At 36.3% G+C, this 12,125-nt stretch carries 13 protein-coding genes; 12 read left to right on the top strand and 1 reads right to left on the bottom strand.

Annotated elements, in window-relative coordinates:
- Positions 1-30 precede the first annotated feature (30 nt).
- The 3 genes from A33Q_RS12305 to A33Q_RS12295 are packed head-to-tail and all read left to right on the top strand — an operon-like array spanning position 31 to position 1,880.
- Positions 31-621 carry a LemA family protein gene (locus A33Q_RS12305; RefSeq protein ID WP_009036134.1) on the top strand — a complete coding sequence of 197 codons (591 nt, stop codon included), beginning with the start codon at positions 31-33 and terminating at the stop codon, positions 619-621.
- A gap of 5 nt (positions 622-626) precedes the next feature.
- Entirely contained in the window at positions 627-1,061 is a 435-nt protein-coding gene (locus tag A33Q_RS12300) for a TPM domain-containing protein (protein ID WP_009036135.1), read from the top strand.
- Between the two features lie 3 nt (positions 1,062-1,064).
- The gene (locus tag A33Q_RS12295; protein WP_016255199.1) at positions 1,065-1,880 is read left to right on the top strand and encodes a TPM domain-containing protein; all 816 of its coding nucleotides are present in this window, start codon (positions 1,065-1,067) and stop codon (positions 1,878-1,880) included.
- 155 nt (positions 1,881-2,035) lie between these two features.
- On the opposite strand, the gene A33Q_RS12290 is transcribed toward A33Q_RS12295, so the two are convergent.
- Complete coding sequence (locus A33Q_RS12290; protein WP_009036137.1) at positions 2,036-2,731, bottom strand: ComF family protein; 696 nt, start codon at positions 2,729-2,731, stop codon at positions 2,036-2,038.
- An 80-nt stretch (positions 2,732-2,811) separates the two neighbouring features.
- Here A33Q_RS12290 and A33Q_RS12285 point away from each other — a divergent pair, with 80 nt between their 5' ends.
- The 9 genes from A33Q_RS12285 (at position 2,812) to A33Q_RS12245 (ending at position 12,000) form a co-directional block, all read left to right on the top strand.
- A complete protein-coding gene (locus A33Q_RS12285) occupies positions 2,812-3,168 on the top strand; it encodes a carboxymuconolactone decarboxylase family protein (RefSeq protein WP_009036138.1) in 357 nt (118 codons plus the stop codon).
- Complete coding sequence (locus A33Q_RS12280; RefSeq protein ID WP_009036139.1) at positions 3,161-3,523, top strand: hypothetical protein; 363 nt, start codon at positions 3,161-3,163, stop codon at positions 3,521-3,523. The genes A33Q_RS12285 and A33Q_RS12280 overlap by 8 nt, the downstream gene beginning before the upstream one ends.
- Positions 3,524-3,553: 30 nt before the next feature.
- Positions 3,554-4,318 (top strand): exodeoxyribonuclease III, encoded by a 765-nt coding sequence (locus tag A33Q_RS12275; RefSeq protein WP_009036140.1) that lies wholly within the window; start codon positions 3,554-3,556, stop codon positions 4,316-4,318.
- A 36-nt stretch (positions 4,319-4,354) separates the two neighbouring features.
- Positions 4,355-4,753 (top strand): ATP-binding protein, encoded by a 399-nt coding sequence (locus tag A33Q_RS12270; RefSeq protein ID WP_009036141.1) that lies wholly within the window; start codon positions 4,355-4,357, stop codon positions 4,751-4,753.
- A gap of 2 nt (positions 4,754-4,755) precedes the next feature.
- On the top strand, positions 4,756-5,178 hold the full coding sequence (gene ybeY, locus A33Q_RS12265) for an rRNA maturation RNase YbeY (protein WP_009036142.1): 423 nt from the start codon (positions 4,756-4,758) through the stop codon (positions 5,176-5,178).
- 72 nt (positions 5,179-5,250) lie between these two features.
- Complete coding sequence (gene mnmG / locus A33Q_RS12260; RefSeq protein ID WP_016255196.1) at positions 5,251-7,116, top strand: tRNA uridine-5-carboxymethylaminomethyl(34) synthesis enzyme MnmG; 1,866 nt, start codon at positions 5,251-5,253, stop codon at positions 7,114-7,116.
- On the top strand, positions 7,116-8,018 hold the full coding sequence (locus A33Q_RS12255; RefSeq protein ID WP_009034951.1) for a class I SAM-dependent methyltransferase: 903 nt from the start codon (positions 7,116-7,118) through the stop codon (positions 8,016-8,018). Before mnmG ends, A33Q_RS12255 begins: the two co-directional genes overlap by 1 nt.
- Before the next feature lie 71 nt (positions 8,019-8,089).
- Positions 8,090-9,775, top strand: coding sequence for an Ig-like domain-containing domain (locus A33Q_RS12250; RefSeq protein WP_009034952.1), 1,686 nt, complete (start codon positions 8,090-8,092; stop codon positions 9,773-9,775).
- A 464-nt stretch (positions 9,776-10,239) separates the two neighbouring features.
- On the top strand, positions 10,240-12,000 hold the full coding sequence (locus A33Q_RS12245) for an AMP-dependent synthetase/ligase (RefSeq protein ID WP_009034953.1): 1,761 nt from the start codon (positions 10,240-10,242) through the stop codon (positions 11,998-12,000).
- The last annotated feature ends 125 nt before the right edge of the window (positions 12,001-12,125 follow it).

Genomic DNA, 12,125 nt, shown 5'->3' with positions numbered 1-12,125 from the left:
TTAATTCGAAGCTAATTAAAATTTACAAAAATGAAAAAAGCATGGATTCCTATTCTGGTCATTGCGCTTATCGGTCTATTCATGTATACCAAGGCCGTGGGTGTTTACAATATATTTGTACAAAATGAAGAAACCATCAATGGACAATGGGCTGAGGTTGAAACTCAATATCAAAGGCGAGCTGATCTGATCCCTAATTTGGTGAATACGGTGAGAGGTTATGCGGACTTTGAACAGGAAACGCTTACAGGAGTAGTGGAAGCAAGAGCCAAGGCCACATCGATCAATCTCAATGCTGAAGACTTAAGTCCTGAGAATATTGCCAGGTTCCAGGAAGCGCAAGATCAGCTCAGTGGCTCATTGAGCAGATTACTTGTTGCGGTGGAAAGATATCCTGACCTGAAAGCCAATCAAAACTTTCTGGAACTTCAAGCTCAATTGGAGGGAACCGAAAATAGGATTGCTGTTGCAAGACGAAATTTCAATCAATCTGTACAGTCCTACAACGCCAACTTGAGAACTTTTCCCAATAATATCTTTGCCGGCTGGTATGGGTTTGAGCGGAAAGGTTATTTCGAAGCCAGTGCAGGAGCCGAAACAGCACCAAGTGTACAATTTTAGTCATTATGCCTGAAAAATTATTTTCTGAGTCAGACAGAGGAGTGATCATTGCTGCCATCAAAGCAGCAGAAAGGAAGACTTCCGGTGAAATCCAAGTTCACATAGAAAACCATTGCAGTGAAGACGTGATGGATAGAGCAGCAGAGGTTTTTGAAACCCTGAAAATGCACAAAACCGAAGAACGGAATGCGGTGCTTTTCTATCTTGCTGTAGAGGATCACAAATTTGCAGTTTTGGGAGATATAGGGATTAATGCGGTTGTACCAAGTGATTTTTGGGAAAAAATAAAAGAAACCATGCTTTTCCATTTTAAAAAAGGAGAATTTACAAGCGGACTGAGCAATGCCATAGAAATGAGCGGAAAGGCTCTCCAGGAACACTTCCCGTTCGAAAACAAGGGAGATATCAATGAATTGCCCGATGAAATATCCTTTGGATAACACATGATGAAAATAAAGCATTACGTATTTACACTCCTTCTTTTTTGTTGTAGTCTGGTACAGGCACAATTAGATTTTCCTGAAGTTCCCAAACCCCCAAGGCTGGTAAATGACTTTTCCAACAGCCTAAGCAGTGCAGAAGTTGAACAGTTAGAAAGAAAACTTCGGAACTATAATGACAGCACCTCCACACAGGTCACGGTTGTTTTGATCCGTTCTGTTGGACCTTATGACATCAGCGATTATACTTTCCAATTGGGAGATCGGTGGGGGATTGGTCAAAAGGACCGGGACAACGGTGTATTGATCCTTGCTGCAATGGATGATAGAAAAGTATTTATTGCTACAGGTTATGGAATGGAAGGCGTAATCCCTGATGCATTGGCAAAAAGAATTGTAAATCAATTAATTGTACCCAATTTCAGAATGGAGGAATATTATGCTGGTTTGGATAAAGCCACTGACATGATTTTTAAACTAGCCTCTGGAGAATATCAAGCAGATAAAATAAGCTCATCTGGTGATCATGGAGGAGCAGTAGTGTTTTTTATTTTTCTGATATTGGTTTTTGTCATTCTCCCCTTGATCAAAAATAAGAGAGACAATAACAATCACATGGGAGGAAGAGGGGGAAATGTAGACCTTTTCACTACCATCATGCTGGCCAATATGCTCAAAGGGGGAAGTAGAGGAAAATTCGGTGACTTTTCTTCAGGAAAAGGCTCCTTTGGTGGAGGGGGTGGTTTTGGAAGCGGAGGTGGATTTGGAGGCTTCGGAGGAGGTTCGTTTGGTGGAGGGGGAGCTGGAGGAAGCTGGTAGCTAGTAATCAGCTTGGTTGCTGAAAATAATCAAACCCCATTCTGTTCGCTATTTCTTCTGGGAAGGGTCATTTTAGTTTACAATCCCCTCCATTAAAGATCTTGGAAACCCATGCATATAATTATAACACAAATATTTTGTCCACAAATATTTGATTAGGTTTTACCGGCAGCAATAACAGCCATATCAACCGTTTGAGCACCATATTCATTTAGTTTGTTTGCGCAGGAAATCAAAGTAGCTCCTGTAGTCATCACATCATCCACCAATAAAATCCTTTTGTTGAGGACATTTTCATCTTTTGAAATGTCGAATACATCAGCGACATTTTGGAGTCTTTCCATCCTGGATTTTTGGGTTTGTGTTTCAGTATATTTTATTCTGGACAAAGATGCGATAACAGGTATTTGCAAAGAAAGAGAAAGCCCCAGAGCAAACTGTTCGCTTTGGTTGTAGCCTCTTCTTTTTCTTTTTATTGGGTGCAAAGGAACCGGAGTGAGCTGATCCCAGTTATTCTGAAAACCTGACTCTAAAAGTATTTGCCCGAAGATTCTACCCAATTCTATACCGACTTCTGGTTTGTTTCTGTATTTGAGCAGATGCAGTAGCTTTTGGCTATCGCCTTTTTTGGTAAATCTCAAAAAAGCCATTACCAAGTTAGCTTTGGTCAATCCCAAAATTTTGGTTACCAGATCATTATTTTGAGGCCGTAGGTGGTAACTGGCTACGGGAAGCTTTGAGATACAAACCTTACAAAGCTGATCTTCAAACTCGAAAAGGCTTCTTTTGCACAAGCAACATGTTTTGGGAAATACAAGAGCCAAAAAGTCGTCAAATAAAGGCAGATTCATTTCAAAAAGGGTTTTTAATGACTGAAGGACAGTAAAATACCTGCTATATTTGCAGGTTGTATATAATCTCCTAAAAATTAATGAATTTAATAGAAGAGTTCAATACCTACAGAAGCGAAATGAACGAAAAAATCATGGCTTCTGACAATAAAGTAATTAAGAGGTTCTTCAACCTCGATACCAATACCTATGCTTCTGGAGCGATAGATGTCAAGAGTAAGGAAATGATAGGCTTAGCCTGTTCTATGGTATTACGATGTGATGACTGTATAAAGTATCATCTTGGTAAATGCTACGAAGCTGGTTTGGATAAAAAAGAAATATTTGAAGTATTTTCCATAGCAACGGTGATAGGAGGCTCCATCGTAATTCCTCATTTAAGAAGAGCTGTTGAATATTGGGAGCTTTTGGAAAAAGAAAATAAAACAAATGTTTAAAAAGGATTTAGACCTTGAAAAGCGCTGGTCAAAACTTCTCAAAGGATTGGAGGAAGTCATAGGTAAAAAACCCAATGACCTCAATGCCGTACTTTTTTTGATCGGGGTGCAAGAGTTGGGTCAGGGAAACAAAAATTTCTCCAAGGAGCAAAAACAAGACCTGATGCATATTGCGATATGCAAGGTTTTGAGTTTAGCAGGCTTTTACGAATTGGATTATGTGGATCAGGAAGGATGGCCTCATTGGAAACTCGTCAAAAAGCTCCCCCATTTTGACATATTGGAGCAGGAAAAATTACTCAAATTACAGGTAATTGATTACTTCGAACAAGAATATCAAATTGAGATCAAGTAAAGTATTTGTTAAAGAAACCATCTATACTCAATGAAAATCGTATCCTATAATGTCAACGGTATCAGAGCTGCCATCAACAAAGGTTTTGTTGATTGGCTTAAAGCAGAAAATCCTGATATTATTGGCCTACAGGAAGTCAAAGCACTGGAAAACCAGATTGATAAAACCATGTTTGAAGATTTAGGCTACCAAGTATATTGGTATCCTGCAGTCAAAAAAGGCTACAGTGGTGTTGCCATATTGACAAAGAAGCAACCCAAACATGTAGAATACGGAATGGGAATTGAAACTTATGACGATGAAGGTCGGATGATCAGAACAGACTTTGAAGAGTTTTCTTTTATTTCATCCTATTTTCCATCAGGAACAACTGGGGACATCAGGCAAGATTTCAAATATATGTTCTTGGATGATATTTATGGATATACGCAGGAATTAACCCAAAAAATCCCTAATTTGATTCTTAGCGGAGATTATAATATTTGTCATAAGGCAATAGATATTCATAATCCTGTTTCCAATAAGAATTCTTCCGGGTTTTTACCAGAAGAAAGAGCTTGGATGGACAAGTTTACAGAATCTGGCTTCGTAGACAGCTTTAGAAAATTCAACCCAGAACCTCATCAATACACTTGGTGGAGTTACAGAGCTGGCGCTAGAGCAAAGAATCTCGGGTGGCGGATTGATTATCACATGGTCAATAAGCCATTTGAGAATAACATTAAAAGTTCCGGAATATTGGCCGATGTTCACCATTCAGATCACTGCCCAATCTGGATAGAGATTGATAAGTAAAAGAAAATAAATTAAGTATTTATCCATATTTTGTTCATGAAATCCATTAAAATTTCAATTCCTTCTCTAATCGAGAACATCAAAGTTGTAGAGAGTTTCATAGATAATGCTAAGGAAAAGTATACTATCAATGAAGACATTTACGGAAATATCATGATATCGGTAACTGAATGTGTAACAAATGCTATCATTCACGGTAACAATATGGATAAATCCAAAAAAGTTAATCTTGAGCTTGATTTGGAAGAAAACCAAGTTAGGTTCACTATCACCGATGAAGGAACTGGATTTGACTATATTAACCTTTCGGACCCAACTGCTCCCGAAAATCTAGAGAAGTCAGGTGGCAGAGGAATATATATCATGAAGCACCTTTCAGACGAAGTCAAATTTGAAGATGAAGGAAGAAAAACCATATTAACTTTCTACATGTAATTATGGCAATTCTTTTTTTCAATGAAGGAATCAAATTCAATTTGAAACCAAAAAACAGTTATAAAAAATGGTTGAGAGAAATTGCAGCAAAAGAAGAGTACGACATCAAGGATTTAAATTACATATTTTGCTCGGATGAGTACTTACATCAAATCAACCTTGAGTATTTAAATCACGACACTTATACTGATATAATCACTTTCGACAATTCTGATGAAGAGCAGCAAATAGAAGGGGATGTTTTCATCAGCGTTGATAGAGTAAAAGAAAATGCTATAAAACTTAATAACACATTTGAAGTAGAAGTCCAAAGAGTAATGAGTCATGGTCTCTTACATTTAATGGGATATAGAGACAAAACAAAATCAGAGAAAGAATTGATGCGAAAAATGGAGAACAGTTCCATTACCTTATTCAATCAATAATTAAACGTTCCACGTGGAACACCTTAATGAAAAAAGTATAGGTGTTTCACGTGGAACACAATAAAATCAATAATGTTTCCAGAATACGATGTAATTGTAGTTGGGGCTGGGCATGCAGGCTGTGAGGCTGCGCATGCTGCAGCAAAGATGGGCGCAAAGGTTCTTCTGTGTACAATGAATATGAATACCATTGCACAGATGTCCTGCAATCCTGCAATGGGTGGGGTTGCAAAAGGCCAAATTGTAAGAGAAATTGATGCGCTAGGAGGGAAGTCGGGAATAATTTCTGATAAATCCATGATACAATTCAGAATGCTCAATAGATCAAAAGGTCCTGCAATGTGGTCTCCTAGGTCTCAAAACGACCGGATGAGATTTGCTGAAGAATGGCGTCTGGCATTGGAAGAAACCCCAAATGTGGATTTTTGGCAAGAAATGGTCAGTGGATTAACTGTCAAAGATAAGCGCGTAATAGGAGTAAGAACGGGAATAGGTATAGAAATCAAATCCAAAACAGTTGTACTTACCAATGGAACATTTCTAAATGGAATAATCCATATAGGAGAAAAACAATTTGGAGGTGGGAGAACTGGTGAAGCAGCAGCCAAAGGAATCACCGAACAATTGGTAGGTTTGGGCTTCGAAGCAGGGAGAATGAAAACAGGAACCCCACCAAGAGTAGATGGAAGGTCTCTAGATTATACCAAAATGGAGATTCAGCATGGAGATGAAAACCCAGAAAAATTTTCGTATTCAGATGATACTGAGCCATTGAAAGAGCAAAAGCCTTGCTGGATTACTTATACCAATAAAGATGTTCATGAAGCTTTAGAAACAGGTTTCGACAGGTCTCCGATGTTTAATGGGCGAATTCAAGGCTTAGGTCCAAGATATTGTCCATCTATTGAAGATAAAATCAACCGCTTTGCAGAAAGAGAAAGACATCAGATATTTGTAGAGCCAGAAGGTTGGAATACAGTAGAGATCTATGTGAATGGTTTTTCTACTTCACTTCCTGAAGATGTACAATACAAAGCGATCAGGAAAATAACCGGATTTGAAAATGCAAAGATGTTCAGACCAGGATACGCCATCGAGTATGACTTTTTTCCACCAACACAATTGAAACTTTCTCTTGAAACACAATTAGTAGAAAATCTCTTTTTTGCAGGACAGATAAACGGTACTACAGGATACGAGGAGGCAGCATCACAAGGTTTGATAGCAGGAATCAATGCAGCTAGAAGAGTTAAAGAAGAAAGTCCATTTTTATTGAAAAGATCAGACGCCTATATAGGCGTATTAATAGATGATCTGATCAATAAAGGGACAGAAGAGCCATATCGCATGTTTACATCCAGGGCAGAATTCAGGTTATTGCTGCGCCAAGACAATGCAGATTTGAGATTAACACAATTGGGCCATCAGATAGGCCTTGCAGATGATAAGAGGTTAGAAAAAATGCTGGATAAAAAGAATGATACAGCCAGGCTAATCAATGATCTCAAACAAAAAAGACTATCACCTGAAACAATCAATGAAGGCTTAGAAGAATTTGATACAGCAACAGTCAAAGAAAAAATTACTGTAGAAAAGCTTTTGAAAAGGCCACAGCTAGGCTTAGAAAAGATAATGGAATTGGATCATGATCTAAAAGATTACCTATCAAAATTTAATAAAGAATCCAGAGAACAAGCTGAAATCCAAATAAAATATGAAAGCTATATTTTAAAAGAACAGCAAATGGTAGAGAAATTAAATAACATGGAAGACTTTAAAATCCCACTAACCTTTGACTATTTGAAAATTCCTGCATTATCAGCTGAGGGTAAACAAAAACTAAATAAGATCAGACCTGAAACTCTCGGACAGGCATCAAGAATCAGTGGCGTATCTCCAGCTGATTTATCTATCTTAACTGTGTATTTGGGAAGGTAATGAAAACAACAGAAAGATTAAACAAATGCCCACTTTGCAAAAGTGGGCTTTTTCTTAATCATCTTAAGGTTAAAGATAATGCAATAAGCAAAGAAGAGTTTTTAATATGTAAATGCAGTAAATGTACGCTAACCTTCACTAATCCAAGACCTGATCAGACCAATATTGGGAAATATTACATTTCTGAAGAATATATATCCCATAAGGATAAATCAAACAACCTTATCAATGTGATCTATAAATTGGTAAGGAATTTTACTATAAAGAAAAAAGTCTCGATCCTTAATCACTATACATCACAGAAAAGAAAAGTATTGGATATTGGGGCAGGCACAGGTTACTTTTTGGCTGAAGCGATTAAACAAGATTGGAAAGTGCTTGCAATAGAACCCAATCAAGAAGCAAGACAGCAACTTTCCAAGAAAAATATTAAAGCATTTGAAAGTCTATCTGACATAAAAAAAGGTAAGAAATTTACCGCCATTACATTGTTTCATGTCTTAGAGCATATTAATGAATTACGTAAAACAGGAAAAACAATAAATAAATTACTTGAAGATAATGGAACGCTATTAATCGCAGTCCCCAATCTAGATTCTTGGGATTCCAATCATTATCAAGAAAACTGGGCAGCATGGGATGTCCCAAGGCATTTATACCATTTCAATCAAAAATCAATTTATAATTTTGCTGAAGAATTTGGTTTTCATATAATAGATACCTTAGCCATGCCCTTTGACAGTTATTATGTATCAATCTTATCAGAAAAGCATATTAATCCAGGTCAATCATCGTTAATACACTTAATCAAAGGATTAATAAAAGGTTGGAAATCAAATAAATGGGCTAAAAAGAACAATAATAATTATTCAAGCTTATTGTTTATTTTAAAGAAGAAATGAGATATATTATATCATTGTTAGGTGTTATTATATTTATTGCATTATTTTCTTGTGCAAAACAAAGTACACCTATGGGAGGTCCAAAGGATGAAGAACCTCCTAAACTACTTTCTATAAGTCCTGAAAATGAATCTTTGAATGTAAAGCCAACAGTCATTGAACTTTTATTTGATGAATATATCAAAGTAGAAAATCCAAATAAAGGAATAATCATTACTCCAAGGATTAAAAAAGATGAAATGGAAGTCACTGCTTTAAAAAATAAAGTGACTATCAAATTAAATCAGGAATTGGAAGACAGTACTACTTATGTATTCAATTTCCAAAAAACAATTCAAGATATAACAGAAAGTAATGCACCGGAAAACTTGAAACTGGTGTTTTCAACAGGAGACGAAATAGACAGTCTTACTTTTTCAGGAAATGTAGCCTACACCTTTCCCCAAAGAGAAAAGAAAATGAAGGATGTACTGGTAGGCCTTTATACAGTCGAAGATACAACAAATGTATTAACAGCACCTCCATACTATATAGGAGCAGCAGATACGACAGGAAATTTCAAATTAACAAATATCAAAGCAGGCCAATATGTAGCCTATGCATGGCATGATGATAACAATTCACTCAAGGCTGAAGAGAAATCCGAACATTATTCATTCTTAGGAGACACGATTACAATAGATAGAGATATTTCAGGTGTTCAATTCTACCTAGATAAATCAAATCTCGGAGAATTCCGCATTGCCAGGGCATCAAGCATAGGAAGCAACTTTGACATTGTATTAAGCAAAATACCTGTGGACATTGAAATAGAAGCACCTGAACTCAATGAAAAGTTATTTTATCGACTATCGGACAGAACCCTAAAATTTTACCACACAGCGTTGATAAATGACAGCTTAGAAGTCAGATTGAATCTCAAAGATTCAGTAGGATTCAAAATCGATACAACACTATATGCCAAATTTGAGGAAAGTGAAAGGAGAAAAGAAACGCTTGAAACCACTATAGAAGGGCCAAGAAATTTTATCGATAAGCTCAGAGCTGAATTTAAATTCAATAAACCTGTGAATGAGATAAATTTTGATTCACTATTAATTAAATATGATACAGCATCAGTGATACCAGTAAGAAAAGAATGGGTATTTCAAAAAGACAGTACGAAAAGGACGAGATTGGTTCTGGAATGGACTGTACCAGATACCTTGGATTTTCAAAATTACATAGTCTATGCAGGTGACAGTACTTTTATAGATATAGAAAATCAGTTTAACAAAGACAAGGTGGAGGCATCTTATAGAAGATTGAAAAAAGAAACCTTGGCTGAAGAAATCAATGTAACAGTAAACACTGACGAAAGACCATTATTAGTCCAACTTATCACAAAAAAAGACGAAATAGTAGCCGAAAAATATTTGGAAGAAACTAATATAGCAGAGTTCAGAGATATAGAAGCAGCAACATATCTCATAAGAGCAATTGTTGATACCAATAGAAATCGACGTTGGGATACATCTAATTTGTATGAAAACAGGCAAGCCGAAAGGGTTTATTACCTGATGAACCCTAATGACAACAATAATAAAGATACTGTAATCAGAGGAGGATGGACGCTAGATGTCGTCATACAGCCGACCAAACCAATAGGACTTAATAAACTGCCAGAACTTCCCGAAGAAGAAAAAAAGGCATTAGAAGCACAGATCAATCAACATTATGAAGAATTGATGGATAAATTCCTCAACAAACCAATGTAGATAAGTAAGAATATCACTGTGGATAAATCAGGATAACCTGGGTACAAAGAAAGAGTTATCACCAGTCCATCAAAATCCAGAAAAGAATATACTTCAGAATGGTGATAACCATAATATCATCCACAATTATCAACATTTCTACTAACAGGATATTTTAAACAATTAGTAAAATCATATTTACGCACACTTAAAAGACACAAATTTGTAAGCTATTGAAATTCTAACCTTTAGCACTCAATAAAAAGTGGATAACCGGTGGATAAACTAAAGATAAATACAATAAACATTGTGGAAGAATAAAAGCTCTTTATTTACCCACAAATCCACACCTTAATAACAACAATAATCTTTTTTAATCAATCATTTGAATATTCTAATAAATTAAAAGAGAATGTGAATAAATGGAAAATTGGATAAGTGTTGCCTTTTTTATAATTTGAAAGACTTCATAACCCAAAAACCATATGACAATCACCAGACTCTTTGAAATTGTAAATTATCAGATTGCAACTTATGATAAAGAAGTTGCCTTAGCTTTTAAAATGGATGGAGAGTGGAAAACCTATTCTTCTCGGGACTTAAAGAAAATTGTAGATAATTTAAGTTTGGCTTTTTTAGCTACAGGTATAGACAAAAATGATAAAGTAGCAATCATTTCCAATAACAGGCCCGAATGGAACTTTATAGATCTTGCTTTACAACAAATAGGCGCCATATCGGTCCCAATGTACCCTACAATTTCAGCAGATGATTACAAGTACATTTTTGAGCATGCAGAAGTAAAGCAGGTTTTTGTTGGTGATGAAGAAATTTACCAAAAAGCCAGAACTGCAGCAGAAGGAACTGACATAATTATCAATTCATTTGATTCTATCGATGGTGTGGTACATTGGGAAGAATTTATGTCCAAGGGAGAGTCTGGTGATTTGGCTAAGTTGGAGGAAAAGAAAGAAGCTGTGCAGACAGATGATCTTTTTACCATCATATACACATCAGGGACCACAGGAAGACCTAAAGGGGTGATGCTAACACATGGAAATGTTCTCCACAATCTTTTTGCCATAGAAGATAGAATTATCGCTTCTAAAGGAGTTTCTAAGGCATTGAGTTTTCTTCCGCTTTGTCATATTTATGAGAGGACCGGCTCATTTTGTTTTCTGTACATGGGTATTTCCATTTATTATGCAGAAAGTATGGAAACCATAGGGGATAATCTTAAAGAGATTCAACCACACCTTTTCAATACAGTTCCAAGGTTATTGGAAAAGGTTTATGATAAAATCGTATCTAAAGGATATGAGTTGACAGGACTGAAGAAATCATTGTTTTTCTGGGCGCTTAATTTGGGTTTAAAATATGAGCCCAACAAAAATCAGGGTTGGTGGTATAATTTTCAGTTGAAACTTGCCAATAAGATCATTTTCAGCAAATGGAGAGAAGCCTTGGGCGGCAATGTAATACAGATAAATTCAGGGGCATCGGCTTTACAGCCAAGACTAGCCAGAGTATTCTGGTCAGCTCAGATTCCTGTATGTGAGGGATATGGACTTACTGAAACCTCACCTGTAATATCTGCCTCTGTTTGTAACCTCGAAGAAATCCGAATTGGGATGGTTGGCAAAATTGTAAAAGATGTGGAAGTCAAAATTGCTGAGGACGGTGAAATCCTCGTCAAGGGTCCAAACGTAATGCAAGGATATTACAAACAGCCTGACCTTACCGCGGAAGTTATCACAGAAGGAGCTTGGTTTCATACAGGAGATATAGGAGAATTACACGAAGGAGTTTATTTGAAAATAACTGATAGGAAAAAGGAGATGTTCAAAACATCAGGTGGCAAATACATTGCTCCTCAGCCTATGGAAAATAAATTCAAAGAGTCTCCTTTGATAGAGCAGATTGTCGTTGTGGGAGAAAACAAAAATTATCCAGCTGCATTAATCGTTCCTAGCATCACCGGTCTTCAGGATTGGTGCAAATATAGAGATATACCATATACAACTGATGATGAAATGCTCAAGAAGCCAGAGATTCAGGATAAGTTTCAAAAAGAAATTGACAACCTGAACAAATATTTTGGCAAATGGGAGCAAATCAAAAAGTTTAAAGTACTTCATCATCAGTGGACTGTGGAAAGTGGAGAGCTTACTCCTACGATGAAACTCAAAAGAAAAGTGATCCATTCCCGTTATGCTTCAGAAATAGAATCCTTATATACCTCCTAATAATCAGAAACTTATTTCGATCTTTTCAGTTTTCTGGTATTAATCTAATGAAACGAAACTATATTCTTGTCAAAAACAGAATATAGTTTTTTTTATAACCAGATAGGGTATAAATAATTTCTTAT

It is taken from the genome of Indibacter alkaliphilus LW1 (genome assembly GCF_000295935.2).
Taxonomy (GTDB): domain Bacteria; phylum Bacteroidota; class Bacteroidia; order Cytophagales; family Cyclobacteriaceae; genus Indibacter; species Indibacter alkaliphilus.
Note: the sequence above shows the minus strand (reverse complement) of the source record. Positions and strands in the feature narration are given on the sequence as shown.

Bases quoted from the DNA above. Each gene is read 5' to 3' on its own strand.
- A33Q_RS12305 (WP_009036134.1), top strand. From the start codon at position 31: ATGAAAAAAGCATGGATTCCTATTCTGGTCATTGCGCTTATCGGTCTA.
- A33Q_RS12300 (WP_009036135.1), top strand. From the start codon at position 627: ATGCCTGAAAAATTATTTTCTGAGTCAGACAGAGGAGTGATCATTGCT.
- A33Q_RS12295 (WP_016255199.1), top strand. From the start codon at position 1,065: ATGATGAAAATAAAGCATTACGTATTTACACTCCTTCTTTTTTGTTGT.
- A33Q_RS12290 (WP_009036137.1), bottom strand. From the start codon at position 2,731: ATGAATCTGCCTTTATTTGACGACTTTTTGGCTCTTGTATTTCCCAAA.
- A33Q_RS12285 (WP_009036138.1), top strand. From the start codon at position 2,812: ATGAATTTAATAGAAGAGTTCAATACCTACAGAAGCGAAATGAACGAA.
- A33Q_RS12280 (WP_009036139.1), top strand. From the start codon at position 3,161: ATGTTTAAAAAGGATTTAGACCTTGAAAAGCGCTGGTCAAAACTTCTC.
- A33Q_RS12275 (WP_009036140.1), top strand. From the start codon at position 3,554: ATGAAAATCGTATCCTATAATGTCAACGGTATCAGAGCTGCCATCAAC.
- A33Q_RS12270 (WP_009036141.1), top strand. From the start codon at position 4,355: ATGAAATCCATTAAAATTTCAATTCCTTCTCTAATCGAGAACATCAAA.
- ybeY (WP_009036142.1), top strand. From the start codon at position 4,756: ATGGCAATTCTTTTTTTCAATGAAGGAATCAAATTCAATTTGAAACCA.
- mnmG (WP_016255196.1), top strand. From the start codon at position 5,251: ATGTTTCCAGAATACGATGTAATTGTAGTTGGGGCTGGGCATGCAGGC.
- A33Q_RS12255 (WP_009034951.1), top strand. From the start codon at position 7,116: ATGAAAACAACAGAAAGATTAAACAAATGCCCACTTTGCAAAAGTGGG.
- A33Q_RS12250 (WP_009034952.1), top strand. From the start codon at position 8,090: ATGGGAGGTCCAAAGGATGAAGAACCTCCTAAACTACTTTCTATAAGT.
- A33Q_RS12245 (WP_009034953.1), top strand. From the start codon at position 10,240: ATGACAATCACCAGACTCTTTGAAATTGTAAATTATCAGATTGCAACT.